The following is a 16,187-nucleotide window of genomic DNA, read 5'->3' on the forward strand; positions in this document are numbered from 1 at the left end:
TTTAGACAAAAATGTCAGTAAGAAAGTTAAAACCGATCACACCAGGACAGCGATTTAGAGTAGTAAATGGATTTGACGCCATTACTACTGATAAGCCGGAGAAAAGTTTATTAGCTCCGAAAAAACGTTCAGGTGGTAGAAACAGTCAAGGTAAAATGACTATGCGCTACAAAGGTGGTGGTCATAAAAGAAGGTATCGTGTTATCGATTTCAAACGTAACAAAACAGGTATTCCTGCAGAAGTTGCTTCTATCGAATACGATCCAAACAGAACTGCGTTTATCGCATTATTAAACTACCAAGATGGCGAAAAAAGATACGTTATTGCTCAAAATGGTTTACAAGTTGGGCAAACTATAGTATCTGGTGAAAAAGTTGCTCCAGAAATTGGAAATGCAATGCCTTTGAGTCAAATTCCTTTAGGAACAATTATTTCTTGTATTGAATTACGTCCAGGTCAAGGAGCTGTTATGGCTCGTAGTGCTGGAGCTTTTGCTCAGTTAATGGCAAGAGATGGTAAATTCGCTACAGTAAAATTACCGTCAGGAGAAACGAGATTAATTCTTTCAGGTTGTTTAGCGACTATAGGAGTTGTGTCTAACTCAGATCATCAATTACTTGTATCTGGTAAAGCAGGTAGAAGCAGATGGTTAGGAAGACGTCCTAGAACAAGACCAGTAGTAATGAATCCAGTTGATCATCCAATGGGTGGTGGTGAAGGTAAATCTGCCGGAGGACACCCACGTTCTAGAAACGGTATTCCAGCTAAAGGATATAGAACCCGTTCTAAAACAAAAGCGAGTAATAAATATATTGTAGAACGTAGAAAGAAATAATAAATCATGGCAAGATCATTAAAAAAAGGACCATACGTTCATTATAAGCTTGAAAGAAAAGTAGCTGCGAATGTAGAAGCTAACAAAAAAACAGTAATTAAAACTTGGTCAAGAGCAAGTTTAATTACTCCAGATTTTGTTGGACAAACTATTGCAGTTCATAATGGCCGTCAATTTGTACCAGTTTATGTAACAGAAAATATGGTAGGTCATAAATTAGGAGAATTTTCACCAACAAGATCATTTAGAGGTCATGCAGGTGCTAAAAATAAAGGTAAAAAATAAGAGCTATGGGAAGTCGTAAAAAACAAATGGCAGAGGCTATTAAAGCAGAGAAAAAGCAAATCGCTTTTGCAAAGCTTAATAACTGTCCTACGTCACCAAGAAAAATGCGTTTAGTAGCCGATTTAGTAAGAGGCGAACAAGTAGAAAAAGCACTTAATATTTTAAGGTTCAGTCAAAAAGAGGCATCACGTCGTTTAGAAAAGTTATTGCTATCTGCAGTTGCAAACTGGCAAGCTAAAAACGAAGAAGCTAGTGTTGAAGATGCTGAATTATTTGTAAAAGAGATTAAAGTAGATAGCGGAACAATGCTAAAAAGATTACGTCCAGCACCGCAAGGTCGTGCGCACAGAATTAGAAAACGTTCTAATCACGTAACTTTAGTATTAGGAGCTAATAATAACACACAAAGCAATTAAATAAATGGGACAAAAGACAAATCCAATAGGAAATCGCCTTGGTATAATCAGAGGATGGGAATCTAACTGGTACGGAGGAAATGATTATGGAGATAAGCTTGCTGAAGATGATAAAATCAGAAAGTATATCCACGCTCGTTTATCTAAAGCTAGTGTATCGAGAGTAATCATCGAAAGAACTCTTAAACTTGTAACCGTTACTATCACTACTGCTAGACCTGGTATTATTATCGGTAAAGGCGGTCAAGAGGTAGACAAGTTAAAAGAAGAGCTTAAAAAGATTACAGGTAAAGAAGTTCAGTTAAACATCTTTGAAATTAAGAGACCTGAACTAGATGCGTATTTAGTAGGATCAAGCATTGCACGTCAAATAGAAAATCGTATTTCTTATAAACGAGCAATAAAAATGGCAATTGCTGCTGCTATGCGTATGAATGCTGAAGGAATTAAAATTCAGATTAGTGGTCGTTTAAATGGTGCAGAAATGGCACGTAGTGAGCACTATAAAGATGGACGTATTCCTTTATCTACATTTAGAGCCGATATTGATTATGCTTTAGTTGAATCTCATACTACTTATGGTAGATTGGGTGTAAAAGTATGGATCATGAAAGGTGAAGTATATGGTAAAAGAGAACTTTCTCCGCTTGTTGGATTATCTAAGAAGCAAGGAAAAGGTGGACGAGGAGGAAATAGTAATAACAAATCTCGTCGTAGAAAGTAATTTTTTAAATTAAAGAAAAATGTTACAACCAAAAAGAACAAAATTCCGTAAGCAACAAAAGGGGCGTATGAAAGGGAACTCTGGAAGAGGTCATTTACTTTCAAGCGGAATGTTTGGTATAAAATCTCTAGATTCTAAGTTTATCACGTCACGTCAAATTGAAGCTGCTCGTATTGCTGCTACACGTTACATGAAAAGAGAAGGGCAATTATGGATTAAAATATTTCCAGATAAGCCTATCACAAAAAAGCCTCTTGAAGTACGTATGGGTAAAGGTAAAGGTGCTGTTGAGTATTGGGCTGCTGTGGTTAAACCAGGTAGAGTATTATTTGAAGTAGGAGGAGTGCCATTAGACGTTGCTAAAGAAGCATTACGTCTTGCAGCACAAAAACTTCCAGTAAAAACTAAGTTTATAATAGCTAGAGATTTCGAAGCTTAATTTATTGATATTATGAAACAATCAGAAATTAAAGAATTATCTACAGCTGAGTTACAAGAAAAACTTGGTGAAACTAAAAAGAGTTATTCAGACCTGAAAATGGCACATGCAATATCTCCTTTAGAAAATCCAATTCAGTTAAGAGGTATCAGAAGAACCGTAGCTAGAATTGCAACAGAGTTAACCAAAAGAGAAGCACAACAATAATTGTATTCTGCTGAAAGATGGAAAAAAGAAACTTAAGAAAAGAACGTATAGGAGTTGTTACTAGTAATAAAATGCAGAAATCAATTGTGGTTGCTGAAGTTAAAAAAGTAAAACACCCTATGTATGGTAAGTTCGTGTTAAAAACAAAAAAATATGTTGCACACGACGAAACAAACGACTGTAACATTGGAGATACAGTAAAGATCATGGAAACAAGACCTTTAAGTAAATCTAAATGTTGGAGATTAGTAGAAATAATTGAAAGAGCTAAATAATTATGGTACAACAAGAATCAAGATTAAAAGTAGCTGATAACACAGGAGCAAAAGAGGTTTTAACTATTCGTGTTCTAGGTGGTACAAAAAGAAGATATGCTTCTGTAGGTGACAAAATAGTTGTTACCGTTAAAGATGCAACTCCTAATGGAAACATTAAAAAAGGAGCGGTATCTACAGCAGTAGTAGTTCGTACTGTAAAAGAAGTAAGACGTCCAGATGGATCATACATCAGATTTGATGATAATGCTTGTGTACTTTTAAATCCTACGGGAGAAATGAGAGGAACACGTGTATTTGGCCCTGTGGCAAGAGAACTTCGTGATAAACAATTTATGAAAATTGTATCATTAGCACCAGAAGTGCTTTAATACAAAATATTAAGATGGGAAAGCTTAAAATAAAATCAGGAGATACAGTAAAAGTAATAGCTGGAGACCATAGAGGTGCAGAAGGTAAAGTACTTAAAGTATTAACAGATAAGAATAAAGCGATAGTTGAAGGTGTAAATATGGTTAAAAAACATAATAAACCTGATGCTCAAAATCCTCAAGGAGGAATCGTAGAAAAAGAAGCATCTATTCAGATCTCTAACTTGTCATTATTAACTTCTAACGGAGAAGTGACTAGAGTTGGATATAGAGTAGAAGGCGACAAGAAAGTAAGATTTGCTAAAAAATCTAATGAAGTAATATAATAGTTATGACTTATATTCCAAGATTAAAACAAGAGTACAAGAACAAAGTAGTTTCTGCTCTTACAGAAGAGTTCGGATATAAAAATGTAATGCAAGTACCAAAACTTACTAAGATAGTTTTATCTAGAGGTGTTGGAGGAGCAGTTGCAGATAAAAAGTTAATCGACTATGCATTAGACGAAATGACAAAAATATCTGGACAAAAAGCAATAGCTACTATATCTAAAAAAGATGTCGCTTCATTTAAATTACGTAAAGGAATGCCAATAGGTGTAAAAGTTACGTTAAGAGGTGAGCAAATGTATGAGTTTTTAGACCGTTTAGTAACATCATCTTTACCACGTGTAAGAGATTTTAATGGTATTAAAGCTAATGGATTTGACGGTAGAGGAAATTATAATTTAGGAATTACAGAGCAAATTATATTTCCAGAAATTAATATCGATAAAGTAAATAAAATTGCTGGTATGGATATTACGTTTGTAACTACTGCAGATACAGATAAAGAAGCAAAATCATTATTAACAGAACTAGGATTACCTTTTAAAAAGAATTAAGACATGGCTAAAGAATCAATGAAAGCCCGTGAGGTAAAAAGAGCAAAAACAGTAGCAAAATATGCAGAAAAACGTAAAGCTTTAAAAGCAGCTGGCGATTATGATGCCTTACAAAAGCTACCTAAAAATGCATCGCCTATTCGTATGCACAATAGATGCAAATTAACAGGAAGACCTAAAGGTTACATGCGTAATTTTGGTATTTCTCGTGTAATGTTTCGTGAAATGGCTAACAAAGGGTTAATACCAGGAGTTAGAAAAGCGAGTTGGTAAAAATTATAAATTGGTTTCAGGTTTGATAATTTAAATGTCAAAAACCGATACCGCAAATTAATAACTATGTATACAGATCCAATAGCGGATTATTTAACAAGAATTAGAAATGCTGTGAGAGCTAACCACAGAGTGGTTGAAATTCCAGCTTCTAATCTTAAAAAAGAGATCACTAAAATATTATTCGATCAAGGATATATTTTAAGTTACAAATTCGATGACTCTTCAGTACAAGGAACAATTAAAATTGCTCTTAAATATACTAAAGAGACTAAAGAATCAGTAATCAAGAAGATTCAAAGAATCAGTAAACCAGGTTTACGTAAATACGCAAGTTCTAAAGAACTTCCGCGTATTCTTAATGGTCTTGGTATTGCCATTGTTTCAACTTCTCACGGAGTGATGACAGGTAAGCAAGCTCAAAGAGAAAATGTAGGTGGTGAAATTTTATGTTACGTTTACTAATCTAAAAGGGAGAAAGAGATGTCAAGAATAGGAAATAACCCAGTTGCAATTCCAGAAGGAGTTACAGTAGAAGTAAAAGATAACGTAATTACAGTAAAAGGAAAATTAGGAGAGTTATCTCAAAATTTTGATACTGTAGAAGTAAAGGTTGAAGAAGGTAATGTGTTAGTAACACGTGCTGAAGATACTAAAAACTACAAAGCTAAGCATGGTTTATACAGATCACTTATCAATAATATGATTGAAGGTGTATCTAAAGGATGGACTAAAGAATTAGAATTAGTAGGAGTAGGGTATAGAGCTAGTAATCAAGGTCAAAAATTGGATTTAGCTTTAGGATTTTCTCATAATATTGTTTTAAACGTAGCTCCAGAAGTTAAAGTTGAAACAATCTCAGAGAAAGGTAAAAACCCAATAGTAAAACTAACGTCTTTTGATAAACAATTAGTAGGTCAAGTAGCTGCTAAAATTCGTGGTTTCAGAAAACCTGAGCCATACAAAGGAAAAGGAGTTAAGTTTGTAGGAGAAGAGATAAGAAGAAAAGCAGGTAAATCAGCTTAATAATTAAGGTTATGGCGTTATCAAAGAACGATAGAAGACAAAGAATAAAAAACAGAATACGTAAAATCGTAGCTGGGACAGAGTCTCAACCAAGATTATCTGTTTTCAGAAGTAATAAAGAAATTTATGCTCAAATAGTTGATGATGTAACTGGTAAAACAATCAGTGCAGCATCTTCAAGAGATAAAGATATCAGTTCTACTAAAGGAACAAAATCTGAAGTAGCTGCATTAGTAGGAAAATCTGTTGCTGAAAAAGCTTTAAAAGCAGGTGTAGAAAAGATCGCTTTCGATAGAGGGGGGTATTTATATCACGGTAGAGTAAAATCATTAGCAGACGGAGCTAGAGAAGCAGGACTTAAATTCTAAAGAAATTATGTATCAAAAATACAAAAGCGCAGAGTTAGTAAAACCAAGTGGATTAGATCTTAAAGATCGTTTAGTTGGTGTACAAAGAGTTACAAAAGTAACAAAGGGTGGTAGAGCATTTGGTTTCTCGGCAATCGTAGTGGTTGGAGATGAAGCTGGTGTTGTAGGACACGGTTTAGGAAAATCTAAAGACGTTGCTAGTGCAATTGCAAAAGCTGTTGAAGATGCTAAGAAAAACTTGGTTCGTATTCCACTTATGAAAGGTACTTTACCTCACGAGCAAAAAGGAAAATACGGTGGAGCAAGAGTAAATATTATTCCAGCAGCACCTGGTACAGGAGTTATTGCAGGTGGTGCGGTAAGAACAGTACTTGAAGCAGTAGGTGTACATGATGTATTGTCTAAATCTCAAGGTTCATCTAACCCTCATAATGTAGTAAAAGCAACTTTTGATGCTTTATTACAATTAAGAGATGCAAGAACAATAGCTAAAAATAGAGGAATTTCTCTAGAAAAAGTTTTTAACGGATAATTAAGGATACGATGGCTAAGATAAAAGTAACAAAACAAAAAAGTGCGATCAATCGTACGCAAAGACAGAAAAGAACTTTAGAAGCTCTTGGTCTTAAAAAGATTGGTCAAACTGTAGAACATGATGCTACACCAAATATCCTTGGTATGGTTAATAAAGTAAAACATTTAGTTTCTGTAGAAGAAGCTTAAAAAAATACTGAAAAAATGGATTTAAGTAATTTAAAACCTGCAGAAGGTTCAGTTAATAATAATAGTAAAAGAGTAGGTAGAGGTCAAGGTTCTGGAAAAGGTGGTACTGCAACACGTGGTCACAAAGGAGCAAAATCTAGATCTGGATATTCAAGAAAAATAGGATTTGAAGGAGGACAAATGCCACTTCAAAGACGTGTACCTAAATTTGGTTTTACTAACATTAACCGTAAAGAATATCAAGGTGTTAATCTTGATACTTTACAACAAATGGTTGATGATAAAAAAATAAAAGATACGATAGATTTAGATACATTAATCGCATTCCGTTTAGCTGGTAAAAACGAACTAGTTAAAATTTTAGGAAGAGGAGAATTAAAATCTAAATTAAAAGTATCTGCTCATAAATTTACTGCTTCAGCAAAAGCTGCTATAGAAGCTGCAGGAGGAGAAGTAGTAACTTTATAAGACCCAATATTATACAATGAAATTAATAGAAACTTTAAAAAGTGTTTGGAGAATAACGGAGCTGAAAGACCGCATCATACTAACGATAGGTTTACTTTTAGTATTTCGTTTTGGAGCACAGGTTGTGCTTCCTGGGATTAATCCTGATCAATTAGGAGGTTTATCCGATATTGCTGGAGGCGGAGGTCTTTTAGGTATATTAGATGCATTTACAGGAGGAGCTTTTGCTAATGCCTCAGTTTTTGCATTAGGTATTATGCCTTATATATCTGCTTCAATTGTAGTACAGTTAATGGGAATTGCAATTCCTTATTTACAGAAATTACAAAAAGAAGGAGCCTCAGGACAAAAAAAGATTACTCAAATTACGCGTTGGTTAACCATAGGAATATGTTTAATTCAAGCTCCTGGTTACCTAATAAGCTTACCAGCTTTAACTGGTGCAGGTGGCCTTGGTAATCTTCTAGTACCAGGATTCTCTACAACAACATTTATGTTTTCTTCTGTAATTATACTTGTAACTGGTTGTGTTTTCGCAATGTGGTTAGGAGAAAAAATTACAGATAAAGGTATAGGTAATGGTATCTCATTGTTAATTATGGTAGGTATTATTGCTACATTACCGGTTTCATTCGCACAAGAATTTGATTCGGCTGTAACTCAATCTAATGGTGGATTAATTAAAATATTAATAGAGTTAGTAATTTGGTTAGTTATCATTTTAGCTTCAGTAATGTTAGTAATGGGAGTTCGTAAAATTGCAGTGCAGTATGCTAGACGTACAGCATCTGGGGGATACGAAAAAAATGTATTTGGATCAAGACAATACATTCCTCTTAAACTAAATGCTTCAGGAGTAATGCCAATTATCTTTGCTCAAGCAATTATGTTTGTGCCAGGTTTAATTGGAGGGTTAGATTTTATGAAAGATTCTGCCGTAGGTCAATGGTTAGTAACAAATTATGCTGGAAATAGTATTTTCGGATTGTGGTATAATATTACATTTGCATTATTAATTATAATATTTACATACTTCTATACTGCAATTACGGTACCAACTAATAAAATGGCAGACGATTTAAAACGTAGTGGTGGTTTTATCCCAGGTATTCGTCCAGGATCAGAAACATCAGAATATTTAGATAAAATAATGTCGCAAATAACATTGCCAGGCTCTATATTTTTAGCATTAATAGCTGTGTTCCCTGCTATTATTGTGAAAATAATGAATATACAAAGTGGATGGGCACTGTTTTTTGGAGGTACGTCATTATTAATTATGGTTGGAGTTGCAATCGATACTATGCAACAAGTAAATTCATATTTGTTGAATAAACACTATGATGGCTTGATGAAAACAGGTAAAAATAGAAAGCAATAAGCTTATATATAATACTATGGCAAAGCAAGCAGCAATAGAACAAGACGGAACAATAATAGAAGCATTATCTAATGCAATGTTTCGTGTTGAATTAGAAAACGGTCATATTGTGACTGCACATATCTCAGGTAAAATGCGTATGCATTATATTAAACTGTTACCAGGAGATAAAGTAAAATTAGAAATGAGTCCTTACGATTTATCTAAGGCTCGCATAACTTATAGATACTAATACAGATGAAAGTAAGAGCATCAGTTAAAAAAAGAAGCGCAGATTGTAAAATTGTGCGACGAAAAGGTAGACTTTACGTAATCAACAAAAAGAATCCTAGATTCAAACAAAGACAAGGTTAATTATGGCTAGAATAGCAGGTGTAGACATACCAAAACAAAAAAGAGGAGTAATCTCTTTAACGTATATCTTCGGAATAGGAAGAAGTAGAGCTCAAGAAATATTAGCAACAGCTAATGTAGACGAAAGTAAAAAAGTTCAAGATTGGACAGACGATGAGATTAGTGGAATTCGTGCCGCAGTTGGTACTTACACTATCGAAGGTGAGTTGCGTTCTGAAACTCAATTAAACATTAAACGTTTAATGGATATTGGGTGTTATAGAGGTATCCGCCACAGAGCTGGACTTCCTTTAAGAGGACAACGTACTAAAAACAATTCTAGAACTAGAAAAGGTAGAAGAAAAACAGTTGCTAATAAGAAAAAAGTAACTAAATAATAATTAGGAAAATGGCAAAGTCAAGTACTAAAAAACGTAAAGTTATTGTTGAATCTATAGGAGAAGCACATATTACAGCTTCTTTTAACAACATTATCGTATCTCTTACTAATAAAAAAGGCGATGTAATTTCATGGTCTTCTGCTGGTAAAATGGGATTTAGAGGATCTAAGAAAAACACACCTTATGCTGCTCAATTAGCTGCAGAAGATGCAGTAGAAGTTGCTAAGGAAGCTGGGTTGAAAAAAGTAAAAGTATACGTAAAAGGTCCAGGTAATGGTAGAGAATCTGCAATAAGATCAATCCATAATGGTGGTATAGAAGTTACAGAAATTATTGATGTAACTCCAATGCCTCATAACGGATGTAGACCTCCAAAACGTAGAAGGGTTTAATCTGAATTTATTTTTCAGAACCTTCATAAATAAAAAATAATTAAATAAGTATCACCGAGAGATTAACGATTATCGAAGGATAAGCTTAAGACCTTAATTCATAGTCGCTCTCATAATAAATTTTAAAATGGCAAGATATACTGGTCCTAAAACTAAAATCGCACGTAAGTTTGGTGAAGCTATTTTTGGAGAAGATAAATCTTTTGAAAAAAGAAATTATCCTCCAGGGCAACACGGAAATAATAGAAGACGTGGAAAAAAATCTGAATACGCAATTCAGTTACAAGAAAAGCAAAAAGCAAAATACACTTATGGTGTATTAGAGCGTCAATTCAGAAATATGTTTAAAAAAGCAACTGCTGCGCCTGGAATTACAGGTGAAGTGTTGTTACAATTATGTGAATCTAGATTAGATAATGTTGTTTACAGAATGGGAGTTTCTCGTTCTAGAAGAGGAGCAAGACAATTAGTATCTCACAGACATATTACCGTAAATGGTGAAATTGTAAATATCCCGTCTTACTCATTAAAAGCAGGAGATGTTGTTGCAGTTAGAGAAAAATCTAAATCATTAGATGCTATCGAAACTGCATTAGCAAGCTCTAGTAATGTTTACGAATGGATTACTTGGAATAATGATACTAAGCAAGGAACATTTGTTTCTGTTCCTGCAAGAGTTCAAATTCCAGAAAACATTAATGAGCAATTCATAGTCGAATTATATTCTAAATAATAAACTAATCATATTGATATTTAGCCAAAGGATTTATTTGCCTTCTTCAAGCTTATAAATCGCGCAACTAAATAACAATTAAAACGAAGAAAAATATGGCAATTTTAAATTTTCAGAAGCCCGATAAAGTAATCATGATCGATTCTACCGATTTTGAAGGTAAATTCGAATTTAGACCTTTAGAACCTGGTTATGGATTAACAGTGGGAAATGCTTTAAGAAGAGTCTTACTATCTTCTTTAGAAGGATTTGCGATTACATCGGTTAGAATTGAAGGTGTAGAGCATGAATTTTCTACGATTGCAGGTGTCGTTGAAGACGTTACAGAAATTATACTTAACTTAAAACAAGTACGTTTTAAGCGCCAAATAGATGAAATTGATAACGAATCTGTTTCAATTTCTATTTCTGGTCAGGATCAAATTACTGCTGGAGATTTTCAAAAATTTATTTCAGGATTCCAAGTACTAAATTCAGATTTAGTAATCTGTAACTTAGACCCTAAAGTAAATATTAATATGGAAATTACTATTGAAAAAGGAAGAGGTTATGTTCCTGCTGAAGAGAATAAAAAAGCAACAGCACCTATAGGAACAATCTTTACAGATTCAATTTATACACCTATTAAAAACGTTAAGTATAGTGTTGAGAATTATCGTGTAGAACAAAAAACGGATTACGAAAAATTAATTTTCGAAATCATTACAGATGGTTCTGTTAATCCTCAAGACGCATTAACTGAAGCTGCAAAAATATTAATTCACCACTTCATGTTATTCTCTGATGAGCGTATCACATTAGAAGCAGATGAAATTGCACAAACTGAAACTTATGATGAAGAATCACTTCATATGAGACAGTTATTAAAAACTAAGCTTATAGATATGGACCTTTCTGTACGTGCGCTTAATTGCTTAAAAGCTGCAGAAGTAGATACATTAGGAGACTTAGTATCATTTAATAAAAACGACTTAATGAAGTTCCGTAACTTCGGTAAAAAATCTTTAACAGAACTAGAAGAACTAGTAAATGTAAAAGGATTAAACTTCGGTATGGATTTAAGTAAATATAAACTAGATAAAGATTAATACATCATATTTTGCTCCTCAATAATGAGTTGTAGCAAGATGATGATTAAAACAAAATGTCATGAGACACGGAAAAAAAGTAAACCACTTAGGTAGAAAAACCGCTCACAGAAAAGCAATGTTAGCTAATATGGCTTGTTCTTTAATAGAACACAAGCGTATTAACACTACCGTTGCTAAAGCAAAAGCGTTAAAACAATTTGTAGAGCCTTTAGTAACAAAATCTAAAGAAGATACTACACATAACAGACGTATTGTATTTAGTCGTTTAAGACAAAAAGAAGCTGTAGCAGAATTGTTTAGAGATGTAGCTGCTAAAGTAGGTGATCGTCCAGGAGGTTATACAAGAATTATTAAACTTGGAAATCGTTTAGGAGATAATGCTGATATGGCAATGATAGAATTAGTTGATTATAACGAAATCTATAATGCAGGTCAGAAAAAGAAAGCAACTACTCGTAGAAGTAGAAGAGGTGGTAGTAAAGCCGCTGCTGCTCCAGTTGCAGAAACTAAAGCTTCAAACGAAGAAGAATAAATGTTAATAAGCATTCATAAAATACAAGGGTAAACTTTTTTAGTTTACCCTTTTTTTATAGATTTTTGCAAAACTTTAAAAATTTAATTGATGAAATATCAAACACGTAAAAAAGCAATTATCCTCTTAGCAGACGGGACTATTTTTTATGGAAAAGCTATTGGTAGAGAAGGAAGTGCTTTTGGAGAAGTATGTTTTAATACCGGAATGACAGGTTATCAAGAAATCTTTACAGATCCTTCTTATTTCGGACAATTAATGGTAACAACAAATGCACACATAGGAAATTATGGTGTTAATGATCAGGAAGTTGAATCAGATTCGATTAAGATTGCTGGGTTAATTTGTAAAAACTTTAGTTATAATTACTCTAGAGTTGATGCAAATGGATCATTAGAAGACTTTTTTGAAACGAATAATCTTTTCGGGATCTCTGATGTAGATACACGAGCGTTAGTAAGTTATATAAGAGATAATGGAGCAATGAATGCTGTTATTTCTACAGAGGTAGATAATATAGAGAACTTAAAAAAGCAATTAGCAGAAGTTCCTAATATGGATGGTTTGGAGTTAGCTTCAAAAGTATCTACAAAAGAACCTTATTATTTTGGAGATGAAAATGCGTCGCTAAAAATTGCAGCTTTAGATATTGGAATTAAAAAGAATATTCTTCGCAATCTCGCTAAGCGAGATGCTTATATAAAGGTATTCCCATATAATGCTACATTTGAGGAATTGAATGCATGGAATCCAGATGGATACTTTTTATCTAACGGACCTGGAGACCCAGAACCTTTGGTAGAAGCTCAAGCATTAGCAAAAGAAGTTATCAAAAGGAATTTACCATTATTTGGTATTTGTCTTGGCCATCAGGTTATAGCTTTAGCAAATGGTGTGTCTACATATAAAATGCACAATGGGCACAGAGGGATTAATCATCCAGTAAAAAACTTAATCACTGGTAAAGGAGAAATAACATCTCAAAACCACGGTTTTGCAGTAAATAGAGAAGAGGCAGAAAATCATTCAGATTTAGAAATTACGCACGTACATTTAAATGATCATACGGTTGCGGGGTTAGCAATGAAAAGTAAAAACTGCTTCTCAGTACAATACCATCCTGAAGCGAGCCCAGGACCACATGATTCATCATACTTATTTGATGAATTTATAAATAATATAAAAGCAAATTAATTACATTATGAGTATAATAATTAATGTTCACGCAAGACAAATTTTTGATTCTAGAGGAAACCCCACTGTAGAAGTTGATGTTGAAACTGAGAATGGAGTTTTAGGAAGAGCAGCAGTACCATCAGGAGCATCTACAGGTGAGCATGAAGCTGTAGAGCTTAGAGATGGAGGCGATGCTTATATGGGGAAAGGTGTACTTAAAGCTATTGAAAATGTAAACAGAATTATAGCTGAAGAATTGTTAGGAGTTTCTGTTTTTGAACAAAACTATATAGATCAACTCATGTGTGAAATAGATGGAACTCCAAACAAATCTAAGTTAGGAGCTAATGCTATTTTAGGGGTATCGTTAGCAGTTGCTAAAGCAGCCGCAAACGAGCTTGGTATGCCATTGTATCGATATATAGGAGGAGTAAGTGCGAACACACTTCCAGTACCTATGATGAATATTATAAACGGAGGTTCTCATAGTGATGCTCCGATTGCATTTCAAGAATTTATGGTAATGCCAGTAAAAGCAAATAATTTTACACATGCATTACAAGTAGGAAGTGAAATTTTTCACAACCTTAAAAAAGTATTACACGACAGAAATCTTAGTACAGCAGTAGGAGACGAAGGCGGTTTTGCACCTACTTTAAAAGGTACTGAAGATGCATTAGATACTATTGCAAAAGCAGTATCCAATGCTGGATATAAACTAGGAGATGATGTAATGATTGCTTTAGATTGTGCAGCAGCAGAGTTTTATGTAGATGGAAAATATGATTACACAAAATTTGAAGGTGATAAAGGCATTGTAAGAACAAGTAAAGAACAAGCAGATTATTTAGCAGAACTCACTTTAAAATATCCAATAATCTCTATTGAAGATGGTATGGATGAAAATGACTGGGAAGGATGGAAATATTTAACTGATAAAATTGGAGATAAAGTACAGCTAGTAGGAGACGATTTGTTTGTTACCAATGTAGAACGTTTATCTCGAGGTATTAACGAAGGCATTGCAAATTCTATCTTAATTAAAGTTAACCAAATAGGTACTTTATCTGAAACTATTGCGGCAGTAAATATGGCTCATAATGCTGGATTTACATCGGTAATGTCACATCGTTCGGGTGAGACAGAAGATAATACAATTGCCGATCTGGCAGTAGCATTAAATACAGGTCAGATTAAAACAGGATCTGCATCGCGTAGTGATCGTATGGCAAAGTATAATCAGCTGCTAAGAATAGAAGAAGAATTAGGTAATGTGGCTTACTACCCAAAAGAGAAAGCATTTAAAATTAATTAAATTTTAAACTAGCATTATATAAGCGCCAATTATTAATTTTTTAATAATTGGCGTTTTTTATTTAGAGGTTATTAAAATGTAAATAAACCAAATCCCTTGTGGAGTTGCTTTATAAATCATTAGATATTTCGTAATTTCGTAAAATCTCTTTCGACAAAGAATTCATACAAAAATACATTAAGATTATGTCAGATAAAGCTACGTTAGAAGTTAACGGTCAAAAATACGAGTTTCCATTATTTACAGGAACAGAAAATGAAGTTGCTATAGATGTAAAAACATTAAGAGGAGCAACCAATGGAGTTACAACCATTGATCCAGGTTATAAAAACACAGGATCTTGTTTAAGTGATATTACATTTCTAGATGGAGAGAAAGGAATCTTAAGATATAGAGGATATTCAATTGAAGAACTCGCAGAAAAAGCAAGTTTTTTAGAAGTAGTTTATTTATTAATATTCGGAGAGCTTCCAACTAAAGAGCAGTTAGATAAATTTCATTCAGATATTAAATCAAAATCTGTAGTAGATGACGATGTAAAGAAAATATTGGATGCATTTCCAAAGTCGGCACATCCAATGGGTGTATTGTCTTCATTAACAAGTGCTTTAACGGCATTTAATCCTACTTCAGTAAATGTTGATTCTGAAGAGGAAATGTACAATGCAATTATAAAAATACTAGGGAAATTCCCAGTATTGGTAGCTTGGACATTACGGAAAAAAGAAGGGTTACCACTAGATTATGGAGATAATAGCTTAGACTATGTAGAGAATGTTTTAAAAATGATGTTCTGCAAGCCAAACGAAAGTTATGTTCAAAATCAAATCGTGGTAGATGCATTAAATAAATTACTAATTCTTCATGCAGATCACGAACAAAACTGTTCTACATCTACTGTTAGAATTGTAGGCTCATCACATGCTGGATTGTTCGCATCGCTATCAGCAGGTATTTCAGCACTTTGGGGACCACTTCATGGTGGTGCTAATCAAGCAGTTTTAGAAATGCTGGAAGCTATAAAAGAAGATGGAGGAGATACTAAAAAGTATATGGGTAAAGCCAAAGATAAAGAAGATCCTTTTCGTTTAATGGGCTTTGGACATCGCGTATATAAAAACTTTGATCCACGTGCAAAAATCATAAAAGTAGCTGCAGACGAAGTATTAGAAGATTTAGGTGTAGAAGATCCAATTTTAGAGATTGCTAAAGGCTTAGAGCAAGAAGCACTTAGAGACCCGTATTTTGTAGATCGTAAACTATATCCTAATGTAGATTTTTATTCAGGTATTATTTACAGAGCGATGGGTATTCCTGTAGAAATGTTTACTGTAATGTTTGCTTTAGGGCGCTTACCAGGTTGGATTGCACAATGGAGAGAAATGCGTTTACGTAAAGAACCTATTGGTCGACCAAGACAAATATATACAGGAGAAAACTTAAGAACTTTTGTTCCTGTAGAGAAAAGATAATTTTTAAATTATATAAATTAATGCCATTTGGAAAATGCTTATTTTTAGCAAAATTCTAAATGGCTTT

Annotated in this window: 28 protein-coding genes; all 28 read left to right on the forward strand. The window is 33.7% G+C overall.

Annotated features, from left to right (window positions below; translation table 11 throughout):
- The first annotated feature begins 11 nt into the window (after positions 1–11).
- The 28 genes from D1817_04815 to D1817_04950 all read left to right on the forward strand — a co-directional run bounded on the left by D1817_04815 (position 12) and on the right by D1817_04950 (position 16,120).
- Positions 12–836: a 50S ribosomal protein L2 gene (locus D1817_04815; GenBank protein AXT19213.1), complete on the forward strand. Its 825-nt coding sequence runs from the start codon at positions 12–14 to the stop codon at positions 834–836.
- 6 nt (positions 837–842) lie between these two features.
- Positions 843–1,121 carry a 30S ribosomal protein S19 gene (locus D1817_04820; protein ID AXT19214.1) on the forward strand — a complete coding sequence of 93 codons (279 nt, stop codon included), beginning with the start codon at positions 843–845 and terminating at the stop codon, positions 1,119–1,121.
- A 5-nt stretch (positions 1,122–1,126) separates the two neighbouring features.
- Complete coding sequence (locus tag D1817_04825) at positions 1,127–1,537, forward strand: 50S ribosomal protein L22 (protein ID AXT19215.1); 411 nt, start codon at positions 1,127–1,129, stop codon at positions 1,535–1,537.
- A gap of 4 nt (positions 1,538–1,541) precedes the next feature.
- Entirely contained in the window at positions 1,542–2,261 is a 720-nt protein-coding gene (locus D1817_04830) for a 30S ribosomal protein S3 (GenBank protein AXT19216.1), read from the forward strand.
- Positions 2,262–2,280: 19 nt separating this feature from the next.
- The gene (locus D1817_04835) at positions 2,281–2,700 is read left to right on the forward strand and encodes a 50S ribosomal protein L16 (GenBank protein ID AXT19217.1); all 420 of its coding nucleotides are present in this window, start codon (positions 2,281–2,283) and stop codon (positions 2,698–2,700) included.
- Positions 2,701–2,712: 12 nt separating this feature from the next.
- The gene (locus D1817_04840) at positions 2,713–2,907 is read left to right on the forward strand and encodes a 50S ribosomal protein L29 (GenBank protein ID AXT19218.1); all 195 of its coding nucleotides are present in this window, start codon (positions 2,713–2,715) and stop codon (positions 2,905–2,907) included.
- Between the two features lie 17 nt (positions 2,908–2,924).
- On the forward strand, positions 2,925–3,182 hold the full coding sequence (locus tag D1817_04845) for a 30S ribosomal protein S17 (GenBank protein ID AXT19219.1): 258 nt from the start codon (positions 2,925–2,927) through the stop codon (positions 3,180–3,182).
- Between the two features lie 2 nt (positions 3,183–3,184).
- Positions 3,185–3,553, forward strand: coding sequence for a 50S ribosomal protein L14 (locus D1817_04850; GenBank protein ID AXT19220.1), 369 nt, complete (start codon positions 3,185–3,187; stop codon positions 3,551–3,553).
- A 14-nt stretch (positions 3,554–3,567) separates the two neighbouring features.
- Positions 3,568–3,879 carry a 50S ribosomal protein L24 gene (locus D1817_04855; GenBank protein AXT19221.1) on the forward strand — a complete coding sequence of 104 codons (312 nt, stop codon included), beginning with the start codon at positions 3,568–3,570 and terminating at the stop codon, positions 3,877–3,879.
- A gap of 5 nt (positions 3,880–3,884) precedes the next feature.
- Entirely contained in the window at positions 3,885–4,436 is a 552-nt protein-coding gene (locus D1817_04860) for a 50S ribosomal protein L5 (protein AXT19222.1), read from the forward strand.
- A gap of 3 nt (positions 4,437–4,439) precedes the next feature.
- Positions 4,440–4,709, forward strand: a complete 270-nt coding sequence (locus D1817_04865; GenBank protein ID AXT19223.1) for a 30S ribosomal protein S14 — start codon at positions 4,440–4,442, stop codon at positions 4,707–4,709.
- A 66-nt stretch (positions 4,710–4,775) separates the two neighbouring features.
- Complete coding sequence (locus D1817_04870) at positions 4,776–5,174, forward strand: 30S ribosomal protein S8 (protein ID AXT19224.1); 399 nt, start codon at positions 4,776–4,778, stop codon at positions 5,172–5,174.
- Positions 5,175–5,192: 18 nt separating this feature from the next.
- The gene (locus tag D1817_04875) at positions 5,193–5,735 is read left to right on the forward strand and encodes a 50S ribosomal protein L6 (GenBank protein AXT19225.1); all 543 of its coding nucleotides are present in this window, start codon (positions 5,193–5,195) and stop codon (positions 5,733–5,735) included.
- An 11-nt stretch (positions 5,736–5,746) separates the two neighbouring features.
- Positions 5,747–6,103, forward strand: coding sequence for a 50S ribosomal protein L18 (locus tag D1817_04880; GenBank protein AXT19226.1), 357 nt, complete (start codon positions 5,747–5,749; stop codon positions 6,101–6,103).
- A gap of 7 nt (positions 6,104–6,110) precedes the next feature.
- Positions 6,111–6,635 (forward strand): 30S ribosomal protein S5, encoded by a 525-nt coding sequence (locus D1817_04885; protein ID AXT19227.1) that lies wholly within the window; start codon positions 6,111–6,113, stop codon positions 6,633–6,635.
- Between the two features lie 11 nt (positions 6,636–6,646).
- Positions 6,647–6,826, forward strand: a complete 180-nt coding sequence (locus tag D1817_04890) for a 50S ribosomal protein L30 (GenBank protein AXT19228.1) — start codon at positions 6,647–6,649, stop codon at positions 6,824–6,826.
- A 15-nt stretch (positions 6,827–6,841) separates the two neighbouring features.
- Positions 6,842–7,294: a 50S ribosomal protein L15 gene (locus D1817_04895; protein ID AXT19229.1), complete on the forward strand. Its 453-nt coding sequence runs from the start codon at positions 6,842–6,844 to the stop codon at positions 7,292–7,294.
- Between the two features lie 16 nt (positions 7,295–7,310).
- Positions 7,311–8,675, forward strand: a complete 1,365-nt coding sequence (gene secY, locus D1817_04900) for a preprotein translocase subunit SecY (GenBank protein AXT19230.1) — start codon at positions 7,311–7,313, stop codon at positions 8,673–8,675.
- A gap of 16 nt (positions 8,676–8,691) precedes the next feature.
- Complete coding sequence (locus D1817_04905; protein AXT19231.1) at positions 8,692–8,907, forward strand: translation initiation factor IF-1; 216 nt, start codon at positions 8,692–8,694, stop codon at positions 8,905–8,907.
- A gap of 5 nt (positions 8,908–8,912) precedes the next feature.
- Positions 8,913–9,029 (forward strand): 50S ribosomal protein L36, encoded by a 117-nt coding sequence (locus D1817_04910; protein ID AXT19232.1) that lies wholly within the window; start codon positions 8,913–8,915, stop codon positions 9,027–9,029.
- A 2-nt stretch (positions 9,030–9,031) separates the two neighbouring features.
- The gene (locus tag D1817_04915) at positions 9,032–9,406 is read left to right on the forward strand and encodes a 30S ribosomal protein S13 (GenBank protein ID AXT19233.1); all 375 of its coding nucleotides are present in this window, start codon (positions 9,032–9,034) and stop codon (positions 9,404–9,406) included.
- A gap of 11 nt (positions 9,407–9,417) precedes the next feature.
- On the forward strand, positions 9,418–9,801 hold the full coding sequence (locus D1817_04920; protein AXT19234.1) for a 30S ribosomal protein S11: 384 nt from the start codon (positions 9,418–9,420) through the stop codon (positions 9,799–9,801).
- A gap of 127 nt (positions 9,802–9,928) precedes the next feature.
- Positions 9,929–10,534, forward strand: a complete 606-nt coding sequence (locus D1817_04925) for a 30S ribosomal protein S4 (protein AXT19235.1) — start codon at positions 9,929–9,931, stop codon at positions 10,532–10,534.
- A gap of 95 nt (positions 10,535–10,629) precedes the next feature.
- Positions 10,630–11,622: a DNA-directed RNA polymerase subunit alpha gene (locus tag D1817_04930; GenBank protein ID AXT19236.1), complete on the forward strand. Its 993-nt coding sequence runs from the start codon at positions 10,630–10,632 to the stop codon at positions 11,620–11,622.
- A 61-nt stretch (positions 11,623–11,683) separates the two neighbouring features.
- On the forward strand, positions 11,684–12,157 hold the full coding sequence (locus tag D1817_04935; GenBank protein AXT19237.1) for a 50S ribosomal protein L17: 474 nt from the start codon (positions 11,684–11,686) through the stop codon (positions 12,155–12,157).
- Positions 12,158–12,247: 90 nt separating this feature from the next.
- Positions 12,248–13,351, forward strand: a complete 1,104-nt coding sequence (locus D1817_04940) for a carbamoyl-phosphate synthase small subunit (GenBank protein AXT19238.1) — start codon at positions 12,248–12,250, stop codon at positions 13,349–13,351.
- Positions 13,352–13,358: 7 nt separating this feature from the next.
- Positions 13,359–14,648: a phosphopyruvate hydratase gene (locus D1817_04945; protein AXT19239.1), complete on the forward strand. Its 1,290-nt coding sequence runs from the start codon at positions 13,359–13,361 to the stop codon at positions 14,646–14,648.
- 185 nt (positions 14,649–14,833) lie between these two features.
- A complete protein-coding gene (locus tag D1817_04950) occupies positions 14,834–16,120 on the forward strand; it encodes a citrate synthase (GenBank protein ID AXT19240.1) in 1,287 nt (428 codons plus the stop codon).
- Positions 16,121–16,187 lie beyond the last annotated feature (67 nt).

This window comes from Flavobacteriaceae bacterium (genome assembly GCA_003443635.1).
In the GTDB taxonomy this organism is placed as follows: Bacteria; Bacteroidota; Bacteroidia; order Flavobacteriales; family Flavobacteriaceae; genus AU392.